Annotated in this window: 22 protein-coding genes, 1 other RNA gene and 1 pseudogene; 10 read left to right on the forward strand and 14 right to left on the reverse strand. The window is 32.5% G+C overall.

The window, feature by feature from the left end; translation table 11 throughout:
* Positions 1-195: 195 nt before the first annotated feature.
* On the forward strand, positions 196-1,017 hold the full coding sequence (locus ASE40_RS08045) for a DUF3822 family protein (protein WP_057116431.1): 822 nt from the start codon (positions 196-198) through the stop codon (positions 1,015-1,017).
* Entirely contained in the window at positions 1,014-1,619 is a 606-nt protein-coding gene (locus tag ASE40_RS08050) for an RsmD family RNA methyltransferase (protein WP_057116432.1), read from the forward strand. The genes ASE40_RS08045 and ASE40_RS08050 overlap by 4 nt, the downstream gene beginning before the upstream one ends.
* 117 nt (positions 1,620-1,736) lie before the next feature.
* Here ASE40_RS08050 and ASE40_RS08055 read toward each other — a convergent pair whose 3' ends face one another.
* Entirely contained in the window at positions 1,737-3,851 is a 2,115-nt protein-coding gene (locus ASE40_RS08055) for an outer membrane beta-barrel family protein (RefSeq protein WP_057116433.1), read from the reverse strand.
* Between the two features lie 200 nt (positions 3,852-4,051).
* On the opposite strand from ASE40_RS08055, the gene ASE40_RS08060 reads away from it, so the two are divergent.
* The 3 genes from ASE40_RS08060 (at position 4,052) to ASE40_RS08070 (ending at position 6,513) form a co-directional block, all read left to right on the forward strand.
* Positions 4,052-5,410, forward strand: coding sequence for a sensor histidine kinase (locus ASE40_RS08060; RefSeq protein ID WP_057116434.1), 1,359 nt, complete (start codon positions 4,052-4,054; stop codon positions 5,408-5,410).
* Positions 5,411-5,420: 10 nt separating this feature from the next.
* Positions 5,421-6,110: a response regulator transcription factor gene (locus tag ASE40_RS08065; protein WP_057116435.1), complete on the forward strand. Its 690-nt coding sequence runs from the start codon at positions 5,421-5,423 to the stop codon at positions 6,108-6,110.
* A gap of 208 nt (positions 6,111-6,318) precedes the next feature.
* Positions 6,319-6,513, forward strand: coding sequence for a hypothetical protein (locus ASE40_RS08070; protein ID WP_057116436.1), 195 nt, complete (start codon positions 6,319-6,321; stop codon positions 6,511-6,513).
* Positions 6,514-6,621: 108 nt separating this feature from the next.
* Here ASE40_RS08070 and ASE40_RS08075 read toward each other — a convergent pair whose 3' ends face one another.
* Positions 6,622-7,872, reverse strand: a complete 1,251-nt coding sequence (locus ASE40_RS08075; protein ID WP_057116437.1) for a cation:dicarboxylate symporter family transporter — start codon at positions 7,870-7,872, stop codon at positions 6,622-6,624.
* A gap of 31 nt (positions 7,873-7,903) precedes the next feature.
* An RNA gene (gene rnpB / locus ASE40_RS10900) (RNase P RNA component class A) lies at positions 7,904-8,246 on the reverse strand.
* A gap of 123 nt (positions 8,247-8,369) precedes the next feature.
* On the opposite strand from rnpB, the gene ASE40_RS08085 reads away from it, so the two are divergent.
* Positions 8,370-8,663, forward strand: a complete 294-nt coding sequence (locus ASE40_RS08085; RefSeq protein WP_057116439.1) for a hypothetical protein — start codon at positions 8,370-8,372, stop codon at positions 8,661-8,663.
* 148 nt (positions 8,664-8,811) lie between these two features.
* Here the strand turns inward: ASE40_RS08085 and ASE40_RS08090 are convergent.
* The 5 genes and pseudogenes from ASE40_RS08090 to ASE40_RS08110 form a co-directional block, all read right to left on the reverse strand.
* Positions 8,812-9,067: pseudogene (locus tag ASE40_RS08090) on the reverse strand (type II toxin-antitoxin system ParD family antitoxin).
* Between the two features lie 143 nt (positions 9,068-9,210).
* Complete coding sequence (locus ASE40_RS08095; protein WP_057116440.1) at positions 9,211-9,582, reverse strand: LysM peptidoglycan-binding domain-containing protein; 372 nt, start codon at positions 9,580-9,582, stop codon at positions 9,211-9,213.
* A gap of 6 nt (positions 9,583-9,588) precedes the next feature.
* Positions 9,589-10,068, reverse strand: coding sequence for a BON domain-containing protein (locus ASE40_RS08100; protein WP_057116441.1), 480 nt, complete (start codon positions 10,066-10,068; stop codon positions 9,589-9,591).
* Positions 10,069-10,147: 79 nt separating this feature from the next.
* The gene (locus ASE40_RS08105) at positions 10,148-10,660 is read right to left on the reverse strand and encodes a hypothetical protein (protein WP_057116442.1); all 513 of its coding nucleotides are present in this window, start codon (positions 10,658-10,660) and stop codon (positions 10,148-10,150) included.
* A gap of 12 nt (positions 10,661-10,672) precedes the next feature.
* Positions 10,673-11,314: a DUF6000 family protein gene (locus ASE40_RS08110; protein ID WP_057116443.1), complete on the reverse strand. Its 642-nt coding sequence runs from the start codon at positions 11,312-11,314 to the stop codon at positions 10,673-10,675.
* A 244-nt stretch (positions 11,315-11,558) separates the two neighbouring features.
* Here ASE40_RS08110 and dnaX point away from each other — a divergent pair, with 244 nt between their 5' ends.
* Both dnaX and ASE40_RS08120 read left to right on the forward strand, forming a co-directional pair.
* Entirely contained in the window at positions 11,559-12,644 is a 1,086-nt protein-coding gene (dnaX, locus tag ASE40_RS08115; protein ID WP_057116444.1) for a DNA polymerase III subunit gamma/tau, read from the forward strand.
* 248 nt (positions 12,645-12,892) lie between these two features.
* The gene (locus ASE40_RS08120; RefSeq protein ID WP_057116445.1) at positions 12,893-13,336 is read left to right on the forward strand and encodes a hypothetical protein; all 444 of its coding nucleotides are present in this window, start codon (positions 12,893-12,895) and stop codon (positions 13,334-13,336) included.
* A gap of 15 nt (positions 13,337-13,351) precedes the next feature.
* On the opposite strand, the gene ASE40_RS08125 is transcribed toward ASE40_RS08120, so the two are convergent.
* The 6 genes from ASE40_RS08125 to ASE40_RS08150 form a co-directional block, all read right to left on the reverse strand.
* Positions 13,352-13,930, reverse strand: a complete 579-nt coding sequence (locus tag ASE40_RS08125; RefSeq protein ID WP_057116446.1) for an NAD(P)H-dependent oxidoreductase — start codon at positions 13,928-13,930, stop codon at positions 13,352-13,354.
* A gap of 160 nt (positions 13,931-14,090) precedes the next feature.
* Positions 14,091-14,651, reverse strand: coding sequence for a Crp/Fnr family transcriptional regulator (locus ASE40_RS08130; protein ID WP_057116447.1), 561 nt, complete (start codon positions 14,649-14,651; stop codon positions 14,091-14,093).
* A 16-nt stretch (positions 14,652-14,667) separates the two neighbouring features.
* The gene (locus ASE40_RS08135) at positions 14,668-15,240 is read right to left on the reverse strand and encodes a TMEM175 family protein (protein WP_057116448.1); all 573 of its coding nucleotides are present in this window, start codon (positions 15,238-15,240) and stop codon (positions 14,668-14,670) included.
* 137 nt (positions 15,241-15,377) lie between these two features.
* A complete protein-coding gene (locus ASE40_RS08140; RefSeq protein ID WP_057116449.1) occupies positions 15,378-16,268 on the reverse strand; it encodes a Ppx/GppA phosphatase family protein in 891 nt (296 codons plus the stop codon).
* A 31-nt stretch (positions 16,269-16,299) separates the two neighbouring features.
* On the reverse strand, positions 16,300-18,378 hold the full coding sequence (gene ppk1 / locus ASE40_RS08145; RefSeq protein ID WP_057116450.1) for a polyphosphate kinase 1: 2,079 nt from the start codon (positions 18,376-18,378) through the stop codon (positions 16,300-16,302).
* A gap of 5 nt (positions 18,379-18,383) precedes the next feature.
* The gene (locus tag ASE40_RS08150) at positions 18,384-18,869 is read right to left on the reverse strand and encodes a SixA phosphatase family protein (RefSeq protein ID WP_057116451.1); all 486 of its coding nucleotides are present in this window, start codon (positions 18,867-18,869) and stop codon (positions 18,384-18,386) included.
* A gap of 498 nt (positions 18,870-19,367) precedes the next feature.
* On the opposite strand from ASE40_RS08150, the gene ASE40_RS08155 reads away from it, so the two are divergent.
* The gene (locus ASE40_RS08155; RefSeq protein ID WP_057116452.1) at positions 19,368-19,919 is read left to right on the forward strand and encodes a hypothetical protein; all 552 of its coding nucleotides are present in this window, start codon (positions 19,368-19,370) and stop codon (positions 19,917-19,919) included.
* A 1,970-nt stretch (positions 19,920-21,889) separates the two neighbouring features.
* On the forward strand, positions 21,890-22,925 hold a 1,036-nt coding region (locus ASE40_RS22590; protein WP_410503476.1), incomplete at its 3' end, for a SprB repeat-containing protein.
* Positions 22,926-22,999: the final 74 nt, after the last annotated feature.

Genomic DNA, 22,999 nt, shown 5'->3' on the forward strand with positions numbered 1-22,999 from the left:
ATCCCCAAATAATCAAAAGCAAACACCCTAACTTATTTAATTCCAAATAAATAAACTTTTTCTTAACCTTAGATTAAAGTTTAATTCCATTTGTTTTTTGAAATTGCAATTATAATTGTTCCTTTTTAATTTGTAAGTTTGTGGTCGCTTAAATTCTTTCTTGATTTAAAACAGGTAACGAATTGTAAATCAACTATGTCATTACAAAACACTAACATTACTTCAAAAAATTACAAAAAACTTTCTATTCAGGTTTCTCTGACTGGATTTTCATATTGCTGTTTTGATACTTTAAATAATGTCATCACTTCGTTTAAAGAAATTCAATTTGACAATTCGAATAAATCAACAAAAATTGAGGACTTATTTGCTGATGCATTTAAGAATAATCCTGAATTAAAAAACACGTACGATGAAGTAATGGTTATTCATACCAACAATCTTTCAACTTTTGTTCCGACTGCTTTGTTTGATGAAAATTATTTAGGAAGTTATCTTCAATACACTACAAAAGTATTTGAAACTGACTTTTTTACTTTTGATCAAATTTCTAATTATGAAATGAATGCCGTTTATATTCCGTATGTGAATATCAATAATTTCCTGATTGATAATGTTGGATCTTTTGACTACAAACATGCGAACAGTATTTTGGTCGAAAAGATTTTGGATAATTCTCGTAATAATGATGATAAGAAAATGATTGTGAATTTCAATCCGGGAAATTTCGAAATCATTGTTGTTCAAAATCAGAAGCTTTTATTGTTTAATTCTTTTGAATACAATACTCCGGAAGATTTTATCTATTACATTTTATTTACCGCAGAACAATTGAGTCTGAATCCAGAAAGTTTTCAATTAGAATTGCTGGGAACCATTACAGAAAATGATCCTTTCTATTCCATTGCATACAAATATATCCGTCATATTTCTTTTCTGGACGTAACAAAACTGCAGGAAAAGAACAATTTCACAACTGCTCAAAATCAAAAACATTATATCTTATTTCAATCATGAGAATCATTTCAGGAAAATATAAAGGACGCAGAATTTTTCCGCCAAAAAATCTACCTGTAAGACCAACGACTGATATGAGTAAAGAAGCATTGTTTAATGTTTTGAATAATCATTTTAGTTTTGACAGCTTAAAGGTTCTGGATTTATTTTCGGGAACTGGCAATATTAGTTATGAATTCGCTTCACGCGGAAGCGCGCCAATTACGTCTGTTGACGGCGATTTCGGATGCGTTAAATTCATCAAACAAATTTCATCCGAATATGATTTTGATATTGCTGCAACTAAAAGCGATGTCTTTAAATTTCTAGAAAACTGTAAAACTACTTACGATATTATTTTTGCCGATCCGCCTTACGGATTGGATCAAGCTACTTTCGAAAAAGTTGTTTTAACGGTTTTTGAAAAAGGATTACTAGAAGATGACGGCATGATGATTATCGAGCATTCAAAGTATACCAAAATGGATCATTTGAGTAATTTTTCTTTTCAAAAAAGTTACGGCGGTTCGTTTTTTAGTTTCTTCGAACTAAATTCAACCGATGATGATGAAGAACTGCCACATGACAGTTCTAAAAAAGATACTGAAGAAGACGAAGGATAGTTTTTTTTTAAAAGATATAAAAAGAGTCTAAAATTAGACTCTTTTTACGTTTATCTCTAAACGAAATGACTGTTTCGACGAAAGAGAAATCTCCGCAAATAATTACACGCAATCGAGCTATCGAATCCTGCTCTCATTTTCATTCACACTTTTTTCTTTAAATTCACTTTCTTTTATTTTTCCAAAAGAATAACGAAGTGTAATTGAAACTTCATTCGCATCAACCAAATATCTCGCTCGAGATCCTATGTCATTGATTGTGAATTGCTCTGAGTAAATTGTGTTTTTAAAAACGTCATTGTAACTTAAAGTACAATTCCAGTTTTTACCGAAAGATTTTGCCAGCGACATATCAAAAATCAGCTTTGCATTTCGTTCAAAAACACCTTCTTTTTGCTTGGTTGCTCCCCAAAAAGACAGAACAAATGTAAAATCTTTTGGAAGCTTAAAAGTATTGTTAGAGTAATAATATAAATAAGGTTTAGAGGAGTTGAATAATGCTTTTTCATCTTCAATTTTGTTTTTAGTAAAAACTAAAGAGTTTGTATTGGTCCAAAATCTATAGGTAAAAGGCACTGTTAATTCAATATTAAACCCTGACTCTTTTTGAAAATTTTTCTCCGTAAAAGTCAGCACATTATTCTGATTGTCAAAAACAAAATCTTGATAAACAGGATTTTTGTTTTGATATAAAGTTAGTTTTAAAGACTTATCATGATACTGAAAAACCGTCGAAATAACATCCATAAAAGTGGGTCCTAAATTGATATTGCTTCCATAAATAAAATACGGATTTATGTAAGTTGCAATCATACTTAATGAAGAATAATTGGGTCTCGAAATGCTTTTAGAATAATCGACACTTAAACTTTTAGTACTGTCTATCGCATAAGAAAGCTGTGCTTTTGGAAAAATATTGGTATAATTTTTATCAATTAAAAAAGAATTCTCTGTGCTGTATTTTCCGCTGACATTGGTGTTTTCAATTCTAAGTCCAACCGAGAATGCTGCTTTTCTAATTTTTCCAGAAAGCTGGGAATATGCTGTTAAATTGGCTTCTTTAAAATTATAATCAAAAGTGGTCTTTCCATTTTTACCATAATCAAAAACATCATAATTAGATTTAGATTTTGCGGCAGAATAAAGTCCGCCGTATTCCCAATTCATTTCGTTTTTAAACTTTTTTTCTAAATCAATTCGTCCCGAAAAAGCATCAACATTAAATTTTTGATCACGGTCTTGAGATAGTTCCAATTCGGTTTCATTGTAATTATTTTGCACCAAACTCCACAAATGCTGATTGAAATTGGAATACTGAAAACCTGCAAAAAGCTTAGTATCAATTGCTTTTATTTTTTTTGAATAATTGACAAATGAATTGATGAAATTCTTTGACCTAGAATTATCGCTAAAAGTATAAACGTTGTTTTCATCGTTCTGATTTTTATTAAAAGTAAAGGTATTAATATCAAAATTATCGCCCTGACTTTTACCATTTATGTTCACCGAGAAGTAATCTTCTTCATTTATTTTATAAAATAAACCTCCTCCAAAAATATATTGATTTCTTTTGGTAACAGCCGAAACATCATAATCTGAAATTATGCCCGCTTGGGGAATTTGATACGCAATACTATGATTTTCCCACGGTTCGAGTTTATTGTAATTGAAATTAGCTTTCCATTCCAGTTTATTTTTTTTGAAACTCGAATTTAAACCTAAATAATTATTGTAGTTTTTCTTAAAGGAAGCTGTTTCGCTAATTTCAGTTCTAAAACTATCTTTTTTACTCAATTTTCTGGTAATCAAAATTACCGCACGTCCTTCAGCTTCATATTTTGAAGATGGATTTTGGATGATTTCAATCGTTTTTATATCAGCGACAGCTAAGGCATTTAACTCATTCATTCCCACTCTTTGATTGTCGATATAAATAAGCGGATTTCCTTTGCCTACAATTGAAACGCTTTCACGGTTTGGGCTTACCTGCACCAATGGAAGTCTGGAAAGCAAATCAACAGGATTCGGAATTGCATTGTAAATTGAGTTGACAACATCCACTTTTATGTTTCCGTTTGAATTGGTAAAAGTCTTTTTGTTTTGGGTAATAACAACTTCATTTAGTTTTTGCGAAATGGAATCTTTAGGGGTTTCATTTTGAGCGTTTGCTATAAATGAAAGACAAAAAAGCATAAAAGCTATCAAAAGTTTTAACGGCAGGTAAATATTCATTTTTGAAATAAAAGTTTTGGTTAATGACAATGCAAAAGTGCTTTGAAAAACCAATTCCGAAAGTTAATTGAAGGTTAATGCGGGGTTAATCTCCAGATTGTCTTTTAAAAGCATTATTTTTGAATCGAGAAATCGAACGCAATTTTTTTAGATCAGCGTGCGAATTTCACAAAAAAAGAAGCTTAATCGTCGTGTTATAAATGAAACAAAGAATCAATTTATTAATCGCATTTTCTGTCGTCGCATTAATTGTTTTAATGACGGTACAATGCTATTTGGTAAAAACCGCTTACGAATATAAAGTGGCTCAGTTTCATACGCAGATTAAAAATGAAATTGCACAGATTAGTAATAATTACAGTGATATCGATTCGGCGTTGGTTGCTCGAAAAGAAGCACTTTATAAAAGTCTATCTGAGAATTATCTTAAAGGAAAAAAATCCAAACTGGATATTAAAAATGGAATTCTAGAAAATGAATTCGAAAATGCATTAACACAGAAAATTAAACGAAAATTTGAAAGGGATTTACCTAATTTCGAAATTGATTTTGCGATTGTTCTCAATAAATTTATACTCTACAAAAACGCTGCAAAAGCTGATACTATTTTCTCTGAAAAACCTTTTATCCAAAATAAATTATACGGTAATCTGACTTCGTTAAACAATGCTTTTTTGGTGAGAAGTTATGTTGGAACCACAAACGGAAACTTTGATAATCAAGAATATAAATTACTGACAGAAGATTCAATGTACGTCTCGGTTATCGATTGGGAAATGATTATTTTAAGACGAATGACATTCATTTTAATTTTGTCTTTATTATCGATTCTCACGCTGATCACACTTTTTGTAATTGCGCTAAAAGCATTAATTAAACAGAAAAAAGTAAGTGATGTTAAAACCGATTTCATCAATAATATCACACACGAACTCAAAACGCCTTTGGCAACTTTAGGAATTTCAACAAAAATTTTGGAGCAGAAGAACATTCGTGACAACGATGAAAATTTCAATGCAATTGTCAATACAATTTCGCGTCAGAACAATCGCCTTCAAAGTTTGATTGATCAGGTTATGGCGAATTCTTTGGCCGAAAATGAATTGGAATTACAAAAAGAAAAAATCGAAACAGAAGATTTTCTGCTTTCTATTGTAAATGATTTTAAAATTACGTTTCCAAACATCAATTTAAAAACCGATTTTCAAACCCAGAAAACGATTTTAGTTTTAGATAAATTCCACTTGACAACTGCTTTTTTGAATGTATTGGAAAATGCCGTAAAATACGGTTCTAGTACGATTACTATCAAAGCTAGAATAGTCGAAAATCAGTTTGCGATAAGCATTGAAGATGATGGAATTGGGATTGCTAAAAACAAACAATCGTTTCTTTTTGACAAATTCTATCGCGTAGAACAAGGAAATCTTCATAATACAAAAGGTTTAGGTTTAGGTTTGTATTATGTTTCTCAAATTATAAAAGCACATCAGGGCTCTGTTAACGTTGTGAGTGAGTTAGGAAAAGGAACACAGTTTACTATTTTATTAAAAGTTTAATTCCCTTATTTTGAAAAAATTACTTTTAGCTGAAGACGATTTTGATTTTGCAGCAATTTTAAAACAATACTTAGAACTGCATCAATTTGAAGTAATCTGGGCAGAAAATGGCGAAATAGCTTTAGAGTATTTCAAAAACCAGACTTTTGATATTTGTGTTTTTGATGTCATGATGCCTAAATTGGACGGATTTTCATTGGCTGAAAAAATAATTACGATCAATCCTGAAATTCCATTTATTTTCCTGACGGCAAGAAAGTTAAAAGAAGACAAAATCATTGGTTTAAAATTAGGCGCGGACGATTATATCGTAAAACCTTTTGAAGTCGATGAACTCGTTCTCCGTTTGCAGAATATCCTTAAAAGAATCGAACAAAAAAGAAGTCTGGAAGGAAACAATATTATTGAAATTGGTTCTTATATTTTTGATAATGAAAGATTAACACTCAACAATAAAAATCACGTACAACAGCTTACAGAGAAAGAAGCTTCTCTTATTGAATATTTATATCTAAACCATAACCAGTTATTAAAGAGAGATCAAATTTTAATGTCTGTATGGAAAAAAGATGATTATTTTTCAGGCCGAAGCATGGATGTTTTTATCAGCAGGCTTCGAAAATATTTTAATTCAGATCCAAAAATCAAAATTGAAAGCGTTCGTAATATCGGCTTAGAATTTAAAATAGAAAAACCTTGACGTATCAAGGTTTTTTTATTTGAGAATTATTATTCATTGTCTATCAATTGGTTAAAAATAGCAATTGAACAATGTAAAACTTTAAAACCTTATTTTATTTTCTCACAAGTTCTTGCTTGTAATCATATAATCTTTCACCAACAATTGTATAACAACTTTTGTCTATTTCAATTATACATTTGAATAAGAACTTTTAAATCTAACAATCATGAACCTAAAAAGATTTTTCGGAGGATTATTGACAATCCTAGGAATAGTAGGACTTATATATACTGCTGTAATTTTTGCCAGCACATCTGGAGAAACGAGAGATATCAAATCATTAATTATCTACGGTGTACTAGGAATCGTTTTTTTTATGTCAGGAATCAGTTTGGTTCGTGCTACAAAAGATGAGGCTTAGTTTCTTTTAAAGTAACATTTAAAGTAACAAAGGTTCAGAGGTGCAGAGGTTCAAAGGATTTAAAAACTTTGTCCCTTCGTGACTCTGAACCTTTGAACCTTAAAAAATCTACTCTTCTAAAACTGGATCAAGATTCAATTCTGTAAAATCTCTTTCTGTTTTAGAAATTATAATGGTTGCTACTGTGTTGCCTATCAAATTTGTAATTGCTCTGGCTTCACTCATAAATTTATCAACTCCCAATAAAAAGGCCAAACCTTCAACGGGAATTTTATGAAGCGCCGTTAATGTAGATGCTAAAACAATAAAACCGCTTCCGGTAACTCCCGCCGCACCTTTCGAAGTAATCATTAAAATTCCGATAACGGTTAGGATTTCGAAGAAACTCAAATGTACATCGTATAGCTGTGCTAAGAAAATTACTGACATCGAAAGATAAATCGAAGTTCCATCGAGATTAAAAGAATATCCAGTCGGAATTACCAATCCTACAACCGATTTACTGCAGCCCATTCTCTCTAGTTTTACCATAATACTCGGCAAAGCAGCTTCTGAAGAGGAAGTTCCTAAAACCAATAAAAGTTCCTCTTTAATATATTTTAAAATCGAAAGAATACTGATTTTATAATATCGCAGAATACTTCCTAAAATTAGAAACACAAAAAGTGCCATGGTTAAATATACACAAAGCATTAATTTCCCAAGCGGAATTAAAGTTGCTAATCCAAACTTTCCAATTGTGTAAGCCATTCCTCCAAAAGCTCCAATAGGTGCGAGATACATTACATATTTTAAACAGGTAAAAACAACTTTAGAAAAACGTTCCAAAACCAAAATAGTTTGTTCTCTTTTTTGGTAGAAATTCAAAGCAATTCCACAAATAATTGCTGCCAGCAAAACCTGCAGCGTAAAATTGGAAAAGAAAAATTGAATCCACGAAAAGTTCTCTGCACTCGAATTTGTATATTGACTTGCATCTCCGAGAGTTAATCCTGATTTATCTATTTTTCCTGGTTGAAATAAATAAGCAACCGCAACGCCAATTGCCAATGCTATTGTAGAAACTACCTCAAAATAAGCAAGAGCTTTTATCCCAATGCGCCCTACTTTCTTTAGATTTCCCATTCCAGAAATTCCTAAAACAATTGTTAGGAAAATAATTGGCCCAATAAAAAACTTGATAATATCAACGAATCTTTTACCCAAAATTTCCATTTTTACTCCATTTTCAGGAGAAAAATGTCCAAGCAGAATCCCGGCAATAATTGCAATTAAAACCCAAAAAGTCAAATTGGTAATTACAGCGCGGAAAAGACTTTTATTAGTTTTGGAAGAAGGATTTGGAGTAGAAATATTCATGAAGCAGGTTTAGATAGTTTCACAAATATATAAAAAATGCAGACCTATAAGCCGGATTCTGTTCTTGTCTCATTTTACAACGAGACAATACCTTATCATTTATCTAGATCATGCATTACTGCATGACTCAAGCTACCTACCCTTCAGCAACGGACGAGAAGCCCTTAAATGCTGATATACTTGGTATTTCACCGCATAGAGTTTACCTGTTTTCACTACAGCATTACCTGTACATACTTTCTGCTGCACTTGTCCTAATCCCGATCCCGAGACTTCGGGACGAGACCGACGGGTGTTACCCGCTATGCTTCTCTGTGGTGTCCGGACTTTCCTCCCTCCCAATAAATTGGAACGACGATAAGGCGGTCTGCGCGGCAAAAGTACAATTTTATCACTTAACTATATTGGTTTTAAATTTCCGATTTTATGAGTTCATCATAACTTTTTAATTTTAAATTAGTTATCTTTAAAAATCTATTAATTTAAATTCAGTTATCATGAAAAGAATGTATCATTACGCAACTGTCTCAAAGGCTTTAGATCAATTGAATGAAAAAGGATTTACATGTGATTTTAATCGAAATGCTGACATGATTAAAAAGAATCCTGAGAAATTTGAAATTGTTCATGTGTATCGATACGAAGGGGAATCAGACCCAGCGGATGAGGCAGTTGTATACGGAATTAAATCTACTAACGGCAAAAAGGGCGTGTATGTAGCTGGTTTTTCAGCCGATTCAGATCAGGAAACAGCTAAATTTTTATTTGATTTAAGTATTAGAGGAAGGTAGTTTATTAACTTTTGTCATTTCGACGAAAAACAAATCACACTAAAATGCTGTAAAGTAAAATGCGATTTCTCTTTCGTCGAGATGATATAAATGGAAAGAATTATTGTAAAAATGTGTTAGTTTTAACCTTAAAAACTGATTCAAAACATTAAAAACTTAAATCCATTTTTTTCTTTGCTTTTAAACTTTTAAGATGTTTTATTGGATCAAAGTTTTCTACATGACCACTGTATTGTCCTTCTTCACAGCTTTTTTTAATGTTATAATTTATTTTCTTCTTCTTCCAAAAGACGCAATCCAGCTCTCACAACTTCACTTGCATTTTTATATCTTCCTTCAGAAAGTCTATTTTTAATAAAATTTTCAAAATGATTTCCTAATGATATAGAAGTATTTCTTCCCATGCTTAATTTTTAGAATTATAAAGTTACCAAAAATTGGTAATTCCTTCCACTTTCTTTTACTATAACGTCTTTTTACTTTAAATATGCTCCACAAAAAAAGCCCGTCAATAAAACGGACTTTTATGCAAAAAGCGTAATTTAATTTACGCCGTTGGTATTTTCAATTTCCAACCAGGTTGAATTAAGTCAGGGTTTGAAATAACATCTTTATTAGCTTCAAAGATTGTCTGCCAGGAAACTCCAAATTCTTTTCCAATTTTAGAAAGCGAATCACCACTTTTTACAGTATAATCTGTTGTTGGTCTTGCGGCAACTTGAATATTCATGACCACATCACCTGATCTGTAATCTGGATCAATTTTAGCGTAAGAATTCCAAAGTTTTTCTTTGTCCTCAGCAGATTTTGCTTCTCCGTCGATATATAAAACGTTATCCTGCTCTCTTAATTGCAAATTGGCGATTCCTAATTCAGCTGCCAAATTTGTCAATTCTCTATATTTATCTAGTAAACTCATGATGCTTTATTTAATAGTTAATTTGTTATCAACTTTTTTGGGTTTCAATTCCTGTATGCTTTGTAATAGAGGCTGTAATTTGTCTCTTTTTATTTCTCCCGAAAGTGTTACAACACCTCCTACAACAGTTGCACTTACCCCATCATACGAGTCTACAACTTTATGTATCGATTTATCTAATTCAGCATCTGAATTGATTACCACAGTTGCTGCAGCAGGTTCTTGATTAGCTCTTGCAATTTCGCAGGTATTCACTACAGATTTTACACCTTTCGTTGCTCTAACACTTTTTTCGATATTCTTTTTGAAAATTTCGTCGTCGCAAGTTCCAGTAATTGTTGCGACACCTTCATGCACAGTAACTTGTATGTTTGGTGTGTCACTTAATTTTTCGCTGATTGCTTTTTCTATATCTGCATCTTTAGGAGCGCATGCTGCAAGTGAAACAAAAAGACCGATTCCCAATAAAATTGATTTGATTTTCATAATAATAAAGTTTTAATAATTAACTATCTAAAATTAAACAGTTTAAATATCAAAACATTATAGGATATGCTAATGAATTTTATATCTTTTCCAGTAAAAATAAGCTAGATTTATTTTTGAGAGTTTCTAACAATAAGACTAATTCACCTACTTCAGTCATTGGCATTTTTACAACAGTATCAATTTCAGCTTCATTAGAAGTTATTACTAAAGTTCCCTCCTTATCTTCTTCATATCCTGCAGCCAAAGCATAAAATTTTGGATTTGAAATTGATATTTCCTTCTTTCCATCTTTAAACCAGCCGTAATTGGCTTCATAAATGATTTTGTTTTCTAAAAACTGAATATTTTCTTCGCCGTAAGTATTCCACAGAGAAACTCTAAGTGTATGAAAACCTACTAGAGAGAATATACCAATTCCGATAAAGAAGCCAATATGTAAACCACTTCCAAGTGCGACACTAAAAACTGCCCCAACTATTGGAAAAATAAAAAAAGAAAAAGCTAAGGAAAACATCACTACTCTTACTAAGAACGGAGATTTTTTTACTTTTAAATTTAAGGTATTATTTGATAAATTATATTGTTGCATAAATTACATTAATTAAAAACGTTCCACCAATTCAATTAATTCCAGCTGTTTTTCTAAATTTACTGTTGAAATTTCTTTACTCCAAAATGGTTTGTTATTTAAAAATTTCATCCAATTATCAAAATGTCTTTCGAGATGATTTGTTGAGTTTACTTTATCTAAATATGCAATAGCCTCCAGTGCTGATCTTTGATCAAACCATAAATCTGGTTTTATTAAGTAATAATCGAGATATAAATTCAAATATTCGACACATTTTTCTGAATTAAAGTGCGCTAAGACTTTACAGTATACAGTTCCTGCATAACAGACTTCACTTTTTAATAGATGAGTTCCAATAATATCTATAAATTGTGTTTGATTTGTGATTGCAGAAAAAAAAGCTCCGGTTTGCCTTGTTCGCCAATTAAAATCACCAAGATTGCTTTGAATAATTTCAGGTGAGATTTCATTTTTTACATCAATCAATTTTCTAATCCACTCTTCACTTATATCGCTAATATTCATGTAGAATGGCATTACCCATCTTTTAATAAAATTTTCCGTTAACTCAAAATCATTTTTAAACAAATATAAATTTTCAAAAGGAGACTTGTGACTTACTGTTGCACCCGCAACATGCAATTTTAGTTCATTCAATTCTTTTTTATTCATCTCAAGATATTTTCATTTAATTGAGTTTTTTAATTATAAACTTATCTCACTTTAAAATAATTTACTTCTGTAAAAATATTCATTTCAACCTATAAAATGACTTAATTAAAAAAGATATTTAGCTAATAAACTCTATTATCTTCTAATACTCAATCCACTCAAAAAACCTTTAAAAGTTTTATGATTTTCAGATTTGTGATTTGGTAATTTTCAGCCTATATTTGCTATCGAATAAAAACAGAATATGGAACAATTTGTAGTATCGGCTCGTAAATACCGCCCGCAGACCTTTAAGGATGTTGTGGGGCAAAAAGCCATTACCAACACTTTGTTGAATGCTATTGACAGCAATCACCTTGCTTCTGCCCTTTTGTTTACTGGACCACGTGGAGTTGGAAAAACTACCTGCGCGCGTATCTTGGCTCGTAAAATAAACCAGCCTGGATATGACGATCCAAATGAAGATTTTGCTTTTAACGTTTTTGAGTTAGATGCTGCTTCAAACAACTCAGTTGATGACATTCGAAGCTTGATTGATCAGGTTCGAATCCCGCCGCAAACTGGACAATACAAAGTATATATCATTGACGAGGTTCATATGTTGTCTTCGGCTGCTTTTAATGCTTTTCTTAAAACATTAGAAGAACCGCCAAAACATGCTATTTTCATTTTAGCAACAACAGAAAAACACAAAATTATCCCGACGATTTTATCTCGCTGTCAGATATTTGATTTTAAAAGAATTACAGTAAAAGATGCTAAAGAACATTTAGCTGAAGTTGCAAAAAGTCAAGGAATCAATTTTGAAGATGATGCACTGCACATTATTGCTCAAAAAGCAGATGGTGCAATGCGTGATGCTTTGTCTATTTTTGACCGTGTGGTTTCGTATTGCGGAACTAATTTAACACGTCAAGCCGTAACCGAAAACCTAAACGTTTTAGATTACGAAACTTACATTTCGATTACCGCTTTGATTTTGGAAAATAAAATTCCAGATCTTTTATTAGCATACAACGATATTCTTGCAAAAGGTTTTGACGGACATCATTTTATTGCTGGATTGGCTTCTCATTTTAGAGATTTACTAGTCAGCAAAACGCCTTCTACCATTGCTTTATTAGAAGTGGGAGAACAAGCACAGCAAATGTATGGCGCTCAGTCTCAAAAATGTACTCAGGAATTTTTATTGAAAGGAATTGATATTGCAAACGACTGCGATTTGAAATACAAATTGAGTCAGAATCAGCGACTTTTAGTAGAATTATGTTTGATGCAATTGGCCTCTATCAACTTTGATGGAGAAAAAAAAAAGTTGAGCAATTCATAATTCCGCCCACTTATTATAAAAATGGAAGCTTCTCTATAACGGAAGTTAAAACCCCAGATTTAAAATCCCAAAATCCAAATACGGAAGAAAAAATCAATATCGATGTCAATCAAAATGGCAGCGAAAACGATAATTCTAACGTTCCAAAAACTGGAAATAGTACTCCAGCTGTAGAAGTTCCAAAAGTTCAAACTACGGAAACTCCGAAAACAGAAACAAGCAATACGCCTAAGGTTTCTGCATTTTCATTGGCAAGTATCCGAAAAAAGAAAGAACTTGAGGCAAGCAGTAAATCTTACGTAAAACCCTCATCTGTTTTACCTACTGAGGAATTTACAGAAACTGAAATGTTATTGCATTGGAACAAATATGCCGAACGTTTAGGTCAAAAAGGATTTAAGATTATGGAATCTATCTTATTAATCAACGATCCTGTTTTGGATGGAACAAGAATTCTTTACGAACTGCCAAACGAAGGTTCAAAACTAGAGTTTGAAAGTCAGATTAATGGATTATTAGGGCATTTAAAAGGACATTTACACAATCATGATATTACTATTGAAGTTATTGTAAATGAAAAAGTAGAAGCTAAAAGAAGTTATAACAATCAGGACCGTTATAATCGTTTCTTAGAGATTAATCCAAACATCGAACTTTTACGTTCAACATTTGGATTGGATTTGAAAGATTAATTTTTTTATTTCTGCTTACAGATTTCGAATTCCGAAATTATAAACTTTATCAAGCCATTTTTTTCTCTGCTTTTCTTCAGAACCTTTTATGATTCCGATATAACTTACTTTTACAGGCTTTATACCACAAAATTCTAAAGTAGATTTTTTTAACTGATTAACACTTGGTCTTCCGTAAACAAATCTATAATACCAGCTCGGCTGATCTAAAGTTGTAATAATGTGTGCAGTTTTTCCTTTTAGCAGTTTATCCCACCAAACTGAATTTTCTCTGTACTGAAAAGCCATTCCTGGGAGAAATAAACGATCGATAAAGCCTTTTGTAATAGCTGGAAGTCCACCCCACCAAACGGGATGTATCCATACCAAATGATCTGCTCTTTTGATTTTATCCCAAGATTCCAACAAATCGGGTTCTAATTCGGTTCGTTTTTGGTAACCAAATTTTAAATTGGGATTAAAATCTAGAGATGCAATTGTAATAGTTTCTATTACAGCGCCAGAAGATTCGGCTCCATTTTTATAGGATTCTGCAATGCCAAAATTAAAGCTGTCAGGATTTGGATGCCCGTTTATAATCAGTATTTTTTTCATTTTGTTCTTTTTTCAAAAATACTATTCGACTTATTTCTTTTACTGGACAAATGTCCTGAATATTGAAATTGCTTGATTTAATTTTCTAGCAGATTTTTTATCTGAAGAAACGATTGAAAAAATCTGCGTAATCTGCAAAATCTGTGTAAAACAAAAAATACTATATCGCTGCTTTTCTGATTCGGCTTAGATGTCTTGGAGTTACTCCTAAATAGGAAGCTAAATATTGCAACGGAATTAACTCCAAATATTTTTTCTGATTTTTATAAAGTTCTTCATAACGCTGTGCGCCTGATAATTTCTGAAAAGAAATCATTCTCTTTTGAAGGTTTACAAATTCTAGTTCTGTTAATTTCCTGCCCGTTTCCTGCCAGTTAAAACTTGATTTATATAATTCTTCCAGGCTTTTTCGATCTAAAACCTGTAATTCTGTATCTGCTAAGGCCTGAATGCTTTCTTCTGCTTTTTCTTCTGTTATAAAGCTGGCAAACGAAGCCATAAATTCATTTTCAAAGGCAAAGCAATTGGTGATTTCATCTCCTTTATGATTGATAAAAAAGGAACGAAGAATTCCTTTCTTTATAAATACAATTTCATTGCAAACCTGATTCTCTGTTAATAAAAGTTCGCCTTTTTTCAGTGTTCGAAATGTGATTAAATCATCTAAAAGATCTAATTCTTCCTGAGAAAAATCTTGAATGGACTGGAAAATTGACCTCATTTATTAAATATCAACTTTAAGAAAAAACTCTTTCAATTCTTTTATCAGGAATAAGCCATAGCATTGCTACTATAAAATAAGCAGCTCCTGAGATCCATTCGTTATAAAATGAAGCTATTATTCCTATTATATACAAAACTGCAGAAGCTTTTCCTTTTAAATCTTTTCCTAATGCTTTAGCCAAGAGCGAATCTTTTCCTTCTGTATCAACAATTATTTTTTGAAGAATTACAAAAGCTATTGCGCACAACAACAAAATGACTCCGTATAGTGCCATTGCTGCTTTTGAGAAATTATGTTCTCCCATCCATCCTGTCGAAACTGGAATTAGGGATAACCAAAACAATAAATGCAGATTGCTCCACAAAATTTTTCCGTTTACTTTAGATAAACCGTGCAGTAAATAATGGTGATTGTTCCAGTAAATTCCAACGTAAATAAAACTCAATATATAACTTAAAAACTTAGGTATCAATGGTTTTAGATCTGCAAACTCGTTTCCTTCAGGCACTTTAATTTCTAAGATCATAATAGTTATTATAATTGCCAAAACACCATCACTAAAGGCTTCAAGTCTAGTTTTATTCATTTACTAAGATTTAAGTTTTCAACTTATAGGTTAAAAAAGTCTGTCACGAATTGCACAGATTTACACGGTTTTTTATGCTTTGTAAAATATAACTTGTGTAAATCTGTGGAATTCGTGGCAAAAAAAGTTATTGTACTTTAAATTTTTCCGTAATACATCGCTTTTACGATTCCGTCAGAAAGTCCAATTTTTGGAACGTAAATCTGGCGTGCGCCGCTCCACTTCATCGCATTTAGATAAATACGGGTAGCGTGAATAATAACGTCAGCACGGTCAGAATTCAGACCTAATTCGGCAATTCTTTGCTCGTAAGACAAAGAATTTAAGAACGCATATTGTGAATTAATATAAATGTAAGAAAGCGGTTTTTCTTGCTGCTTTCCAGACATTTTAAATAATTTATTAATGTTTCCTCCAGAACCAATTAAAGTAACTTCCTCGTATCCAGCTGTATTCGTTTTGATCCATTTTTCGATTTCGTCCCAAACCACATCATGAACCATATTGTTCAGCAAACGAACGGTTCCAGCTTTAAAAGATCTCGAATTTATCATTTTTCCATCTGAGAATAATGTAAATTCAGTGCTTCCACCTCCCACATCTACAAAAAGATAGGTTTCGTCTGTTTTTAATAAATGATGTAAATCTGTAGAAGCAATAATTGCTGCTTCTTTTTTACCATCGATAATTTCGATTTTAATGTCGGCTTTTTTCTTAATTAAAGCTACGACTTCTTTTGCATTATAGGCTTCACGCATTGCAGAAGTTGCAAATGCCATATAACGCTCTACTTTATGTACTTTCATTAAAAGGTTAAATGCTTTCATAGCATCAACCATTCGGTCTATATTTTCTGGTGAAATTTCTCCAACTGTAAAGGCATCTTGTCCTAAACGAATTGGTACACGAACAAGGGAACTTTTGTTAAACTGTGGTTCTTTCCCATCTTGTTCCACAACGTTGGATATCAGAAGCCTCATGGCATTTGAACCGATATCTATCGCTGCAAACTTCCTTATATTAATCATGCTCACTATATGATTTGAAATTGTTTTATTATTAATTTACTTTTTGAGGAACCTCATCCAGCATTGCTATTTTATTCTGATAATACTTATAGGTCTCAAATTGTGCTCTAAATGGGGCATGATGATTTTTAGGTTTATATTTATTATCTAATTTATACGAATGATATCTCACTTTTACGTTTCCTTTCCAGGCAATGTTAAAATTATCTATCAGTTCTTTTTTAATTTCAAGGTCATAGATCGGACACGTTACTTCAACTCTTCCGTCAAGATTTCTGGTCATGAAATCGGCAGATGAAATGTAAACTTCTGTTAAACCTGCATTTCCAAAAATATAAACTCTTGAATGTTCCAAATAATTATCAACGATGCTTATGGCTTCAATGTTTTCGCTCATTCCCGGAATTCCAGGAATTAAAGAACAAATTCCTCTCACTTGAAGCTGAATTTTCACACCGGCATTACTGGCTTCGTATAATTTATCGATCATTTTAAAATCGGATAAACTATTCATTTTTAATTTAATATGTGTCTTTCTACCCGCTAAGGCATGAAGAATTTCACGATCAATCAGTTTTATAAATTTTGTTCTGGTATAATGCGGCGACACAATTAAATGTTTGTATCTGTGAACTCTATAATTGATGTCAAAAAATTCAAATATTTTTGATGTGTCTTTTAAAATTCCCTGATGGCAGGTAAGAAGCGTAACATCGGTATAAATTTTTGCTGTCGATTCGTTGAAATTTCCAGTTGAAATAAATCCGTAACGTCGGTTTTTATCTTCTTCTGTCCTTTCAATAACACATATTTTACTGTGTACTTTAAGACCTTTCATTCCAAAAATCAGTTCGATACCTTCTGTCTGCATTTGCTCTGCATAGGAAATATTCGAAGCTTCATCAAATCGCGCTTGAAGCTCGATTTGAACCACTACCCTTTTTCCATTCTTAGCAGCATTAATCAGCGAACTGATAATCTGTGAATTTTTTGCTAAACGATATAAAGTAATTTTAATACTTGTAACTTTAGGATCTAAAGCTGCTTCGCGCAAAAACTTTGTCAAATAAGAAAAAGACTGATATGGTGCATGTACCAAATAATCTTTTTTACTGATTTTTTCTAAAATACTTCCTTCTAAACTTAAACCCGGAACCGGAAGCGGCTCGTTTGGCTTATACAATAAATCGTAACGTCCTAAATTTGGAAAGCTCATATAATCACGTCGGTTGTGATATCTTCCTCCTGGAATAATACTATCTGTTTCGACGATTTTCATTTTATCTAGGAAGAAACGCAGCGTATCTTCTTCGATTAAACTATCATAAATAAAACGAACGGGTTCTCCTATTCGGCGGTCTTTTACAGATGTAGCAATTTTTTCGAGCATACTTTTACTCAAATCACTATCAATGTCCAATTGCGCATCACGAGTAATTTTGATCATGTGCGCAGAAACAGTCTTATAATCAAATATATTGAAGATGTTTTTCAGTTTAAAACGAATAACATCATCGATTAGAATTACATATTGTTTTTCGTCTTCTGAAGGAAGAACGACAAACCTGTTTATGTTTTTCGGAATTTCAATTAATGCATATCGAACTTCATCATTTTTCAATTCCAAACGTACTGCCAAATATCCTAAGGTATCTTTTAATACTGGAAAAACAGCCAAATCATTCAGAATGATTGTTACTAATTCTGGACTTAATTTTTGGGTGAAAAAATCTTTTAAAAAGCATTCCTGCTTTGGCGTGATCTGATCTTCGTTGATAATAAAAATGTTTTCAGATTCAAGCTCTGCTTCGATATTTCCTAAAATACGTAAACTTTCAGACTGCTGCTGAATTACGATTTCTGTAATATCTTTAATTAATTGATGGGCAGAAATACCTCCCAAATATTTTTCGCCAGAAATTCCAGAGAGACTCAATCTACGAATGGCTGCATACCGAACTCTAAAGAATTCATCTAAATTGTTTGAAAAAATTCCAACAAAACGCAGTCTGTCTAAAAGTGGAACCGTGTTGTCTGCTGCTTCTTGAAGCACTCTTGCATTAAACGCTAACCAGCTTTTTTCTCTATCGATATATTTCTGTTCGTACACTGTAATTATTTTAAATCTTTGGGGAAAATAGTTTTATGTGTTTTGCCTTTATCGATTGTGTTCCATCTGTCGGTATCAAATTGCAATGAGACAAAGCCAGATGTTGGAACATTTTCTATAAAAACATCCCCAAATTTATTAACAAAATTTGTAATAGCCTCGTTATGTCCGAAAAGAATAACGCTTTCAAAACTATTATCACACGATTTGATAACTTTTTCGAGTTGTTTGTCATCAAAAGTATAAAGGTCATCCTTATAAACGATGCTTTCTATAGGGTAAGAAATGTTTTGTGCAAAGATTAAAGCTGTTTCTGAAGCTCTTGCTGCAGTACTGCTCCAAATTATATAGGTTTTAGGAAGGTAATCTGAGATATTTAATGACACATCATGCGCGTCTAAGATTCCTCTTTTCATTAACGGACGATCGAAATCTTTTAATGGTGCTTCCCAACTTGATTTAGCATGACGTATTAAAATAAGATTTTTCATAAACAATAAATTTAAAAACCTGACTTGCAGACTTATATTTTTAATTAAGTTCTAATTTACAAAAGATATTTTAAACCTTTTCTTTTTTTTATTTGTGTTAACATTATATCCAAATTTTAACAAGAATGAATAGTTTATTAATCGTTAACTTTTAAGTATAACATAAAACGCAGATTTTTCTTTTTTATGTACTTCATCTATAAAATGAGTATTTAGTCGATATTCTTTAAATTTTCAAAATTTTAACTAAATATTTGATTTTTAACAACTTACAATATTTAAAAACGCTCTATTTTCAACAAAAAAGCAAAAAAAATGTATTAAAAATTTGGCTTTTTTGTGTTAAAAAAAATACTTTTTGACGCTGTTTTATATACAAAAAATACATTTCAACGAGTTTTTAGGTTAGTTACAGACAAAAAAAATCAAAAATAAATAGACCCTATAACTTTGATTCTGTTAAAATTTTATAAATACTTCAAAACAAAGTCTTAAGTTATGAGAACTAAATCTACTCTTGAAAAAGCAGTAAAATTTGTTTACAATTGTAAGTTTATTTTTTCGTTCAAAAAGAACATCTTTCAAAAAAACATTTTTTTCGTGCTGTTTTTTTTAACAACAACTTTTTCATTTGCTCAAAGTGAAAATGTGGATTCGTACTTAACCAACTTAGAAAATTCGGGACAGGATTCTAAGCTTAGTGATCTCAAACATCTTCTTTACGATTTACAATCAGCTGTTTATGTTTCTTCTGGAGATATAAATGTTTACGGCGACCAGCCTACTGCTTTGTTCACAGATATTAGTTCGGTTAATAGTCTTAATTCTTCTATTGCTACAAAAAGTGACATCGAAATTGTATCGATTAAAATTGAAAAAACGACAGATTTAAACCAATCCATCGATCTGAATGCTTTCTCCGCTTTCGAAAAATTAAAATACATTTTCATCATTTCAGGAATTGGGACTAATCCTTCTGTTATCAATAATTTGATAAAAAATGATACTTCAAAATATGTTCTTCTGTATAAAATTTCTATAGGCGGATAATTTAAAAAACTACTATTATGAAAAAAATCTACTCTCAATATTTTGCGGTTTTTTATTTCTTTTTGATGCTTATCATTGGTATTACTGAAGCAAATGCGCAGGTTATAAAACCGTTTAAAGAAAGAACATCTTCTTATTCTCCTACCAAAACGATTTATAAAATTAAAGGAGATTTTACGATGATTGGAAACACTAATCTAACTATGCAGAATTACGACGCTGGTGAAACCAACGGACCTTTCCCGATGGTATATGTAGATAAGGATAATAACAATCAAACTGTTAACTCTTCTGCGGCAACTTTGGATTTGCTAAATGACAGCGGAGTTAAATTAACGAACTGCTATAATATTGTTTATGCTGGATTGTACTGGACTGGGAGAGTTTCTGATGCTGCTTACAGCCCAAACTCTTTTAATGTGACTAAAAATGGCGTGACTAAAACTTTAGATAAAAGAAAAATTCTGTTTAAAGGACCTAATGACAGTACTTATGATGAATTTACGGCGACAGATATTTATTTTCCGACAAATGCAGATAACAATATGTTTACTGCTTACGCGGAGGTTACGGATTATGTAAGAACAAACGGAATTGGTGAATATTTTGCGGCCAACATCGCGGCAACTGAAGGTGCTGACGGAGGCGCGATAGGAAAATATGCGGGATGGGGTTTGGTCGTGGTTTATGAAAATTCTAACATGAAAAACAGAGATATTACTGTTTTTGACGGACACGCTTTTGTGCAAAATAATATAACCGCAGAACATAGTTTTCCTGTTTCGGGCTTTAACTCTGTAACATCTGGGCCTGTCGATGTTAAACTTGGAGTTATGGCCGGCGAAGGTGATGTGAACTATGAGGGTGATTACTTTCAGATTCAAAAATTGAATACCAACAATTATTTAAGCTTAAGCCGAACTGGAAATTCTGCCAATAACTTTTTTAATTCTTCTATTAGCACTGGTGGAAACAACCGAAATCCGAATTTGGTTAATAATTCGGGACTTGATATCAGCATGTTTAAACTTCCAAACAGTAACAAAGATATTATTGGAAACAATCAGACGTCTACGACTTTTAAATATGGATCTACGGTTGACACCTATACGATTTTCTCGATCGTAATGGCAATTGATGCTTACGTACCAGAAATTGAAGGTGTTCTTACAGCTACAACTATTAACGGAAGTTCTGCTGGTACTGGTCCTTACACTGTTTTGCCAGGTCAAGAACTTGGTTATAAAATACAAATAAAAAACAGAGGTTCTGAAGCGATTCAAAACAGCAAGATTGTTATTCCAATTCCGTACAATGCCACATTTGTTAGCGGAAGTTTAGCTAAAACAGTGAATTTCACTCCAGCGCCTTCTCCAAATTTGCTTACTTACGAACCTACAATTGGCGCCAACGGATCTATTGTCTGGAACATTGGCACATTACCTTTACCATCTGATCCAAATACTGTTTTGGCGGAGCTGACCTTCCAATTAAAATCTACAGAAAACTGTGCTTTGCTTAAAAACTCAAACTGCAGTAATGTAATTCAAGTAAACGGCTCGTTAAGCGGACAAGGTGTAAATTCGACTGTAACAGTAACCGACAAACCTTTAATTTTAGGTTATACAACCTCTGGAAGTTGTACAGGAACTACTATATCTGCACCGCTTCAAACTACTATAGATTCTTCAAATTATACAAATGTGAATTGTCAGGCTACTTCACCAACTATTTCTTTTACTTTTTGTAATAATGCATCCTCAATTCCAATTACAGATGTAACGGGTTCGTTTCCTTCTGGTTCCACATTTTACAATGCATACCCAGTAGTAGCGGGAACAGCAACCCAATATACGATTAACAACCCTTTCCCTGCGACAGTGGGAACATCAACTTATTATGCAATTCCTCCCGGAGCTGCTGCCGGATGTTACTTTCAATTTACGATAAAAGTTGAAAGCATTACAACAATGCCAACTGTTACAGATCCCGTAAACTATTGTATTAGCGATAATGCGCTTCCTTTAACTGCGGTACCAAGCAAACCCGAGTATACATTATACTATTACCAAACTACCACTTCAACAGGCCAGCAGACATTAACACCTTCTACTGCTGTTGCAGGACAATTTACCTATTATGTTGCAGAAGGAAAAACTAATGCCTGTATTGGTCCTAAAAAAGCAATTGTAGTCAATATAAATTCAAAACCAACAATAACTATAACCAATCCACTTCCTATTTGTGCACCAGCAGCAACAGTAGATTTAACCGCTGCAAATATCACTGCTGGCAGCACATCAGGTTTGACTTATACGTATTGGACTGATGCTGCTGCGACTCTTCCGTATGCCAATTTTAGTACTGCCGTTCCTGGAACTTATTATATCAAAGGAACAAATACTTCTAATTGTTACGATATAAAACCAGTCGTAATTACCAAAAGCACCGTTATAGTTACAGAATTAACTGCTTCGCACGTAGATGTAAAATGTTTTAATGAAGCTACTGGCTCAATTACTGTAAATAATGCTTCTGGAGGGGTTGCTCCATACACTTATTCATGGAAAAAGAACGGTTCTGCCTATGCTGGAACTTCTCAAACTTTAAATAATTTGGGATTTGGAGTTTATGAGGTTACAGCAACTGATGCCAATGGCTGCCAAGGAACAATAACAATTAGTATTTTACAACCCAATGCTCCTTTAGCCCTTGCAGTTTCTTCAAAAACAGATGTTTTATGTTTTGGAGAAAGTACTGGAACTGTAACTGCCGGCACTGTAACAAATGCTGTGGGACCAGTAAATTATTCTTGGAAAAACAGCGCAAATGTTGAAGTAGGAAGTACAGCTTCTGTTTCAAATCTGCCTGCGGGAACTTATACTTTAACGGTAACAGATTCTTGTTCTTCTCAACCTAATTCGGTTACAATCGATCAGCCAATCGCTGCTTTAACTTTGGGAATTTCTTCTAAAACAGATGTTTTATGTTTTGGTGAAAGTACTGNCGGCATAGTAACAAATGCTGTGGGAACAGTAACGTATTCCTGGAAAAACAGTGCAAATGTTGAAGTAGGAACA

It is taken from the genome of Flavobacterium sp. Root935 (assembly GCF_001429295.1).
In the GTDB taxonomy this organism is placed as follows: domain Bacteria; phylum Bacteroidota; class Bacteroidia; order Flavobacteriales; family Flavobacteriaceae; genus Flavobacterium.

Bases quoted from the DNA above. Each gene is read 5' to 3' on its own strand.
- ASE40_RS08045 (WP_057116431.1), top strand. From the start codon at position 196: ATGTCATTACAAAACACTAACATTACTTCAAAAAATTACAAAAAACTT.
- ASE40_RS08050 (WP_057116432.1), top strand. From the start codon at position 1,014: ATGAGAATCATTTCAGGAAAATATAAAGGACGCAGAATTTTTCCGCCA.
- ASE40_RS08055 (WP_057116433.1), bottom strand. From the start codon at position 3,851: ATGAATATTTACCTGCCGTTAAAACTTTTGATAGCTTTTATGCTTTTT.
- ASE40_RS08060 (WP_057116434.1), top strand. From the start codon at position 4,052: ATGAAACAAAGAATCAATTTATTAATCGCATTTTCTGTCGTCGCATTA.
- ASE40_RS08070 (WP_057116436.1), top strand. From the start codon at position 6,319: ATGAACCTAAAAAGATTTTTCGGAGGATTATTGACAATCCTAGGAATA.
- ASE40_RS08075 (WP_057116437.1), bottom strand. From the start codon at position 7,872: ATGAATATTTCTACTCCAAATCCTTCTTCCAAAACTAATAAAAGTCTT.
- ASE40_RS08085 (WP_057116439.1), top strand. From the start codon at position 8,370: ATGAAAAGAATGTATCATTACGCAACTGTCTCAAAGGCTTTAGATCAA.
- ASE40_RS08095 (WP_057116440.1), bottom strand. From the start codon at position 9,582: ATGAGTTTACTAGATAAATATAGAGAATTGACAAATTTGGCAGCTGAA.
- ASE40_RS08100 (WP_057116441.1), bottom strand. From the start codon at position 10,068: ATGAAAATCAAATCAATTTTATTGGGAATCGGTCTTTTTGTTTCACTT.
- ASE40_RS08105 (WP_057116442.1), bottom strand. From the start codon at position 10,660: ATGCAACAATATAATTTATCAAATAATACCTTAAATTTAAAAGTAAAA.
- ASE40_RS08110 (WP_057116443.1), bottom strand. From the start codon at position 11,314: ATGAATAAAAAAGAATTGAATGAACTAAAATTGCATGTTGCGGGTGCA.
- dnaX (WP_057116444.1), top strand. From the start codon at position 11,559: ATGGAACAATTTGTAGTATCGGCTCGTAAATACCGCCCGCAGACCTTT.
- ASE40_RS08125 (WP_057116446.1), bottom strand. From the start codon at position 13,930: ATGAAAAAAATACTGATTATAAACGGGCATCCAAATCCTGACAGCTTT.
- ASE40_RS08130 (WP_057116447.1), bottom strand. From the start codon at position 14,651: ATGAGGTCAATTTTCCAGTCCATTCAAGATTTTTCTCAGGAAGAATTA.
- ASE40_RS08135 (WP_057116448.1), bottom strand. From the start codon at position 15,240: ATGAATAAAACTAGACTTGAAGCCTTTAGTGATGGTGTTTTGGCAATT.
- ASE40_RS08140 (WP_057116449.1), bottom strand. From the start codon at position 16,268: ATGATTAATATAAGGAAGTTTGCAGCGATAGATATCGGTTCAAATGCC.
- ASE40_RS08150 (WP_057116451.1), bottom strand. From the start codon at position 18,869: ATGAAAAATCTTATTTTAATACGTCATGCTAAATCAAGTTGGGAAGCA.
- ASE40_RS08155 (WP_057116452.1), top strand. From the start codon at position 19,368: ATGAGAACTAAATCTACTCTTGAAAAAGCAGTAAAATTTGTTTACAAT.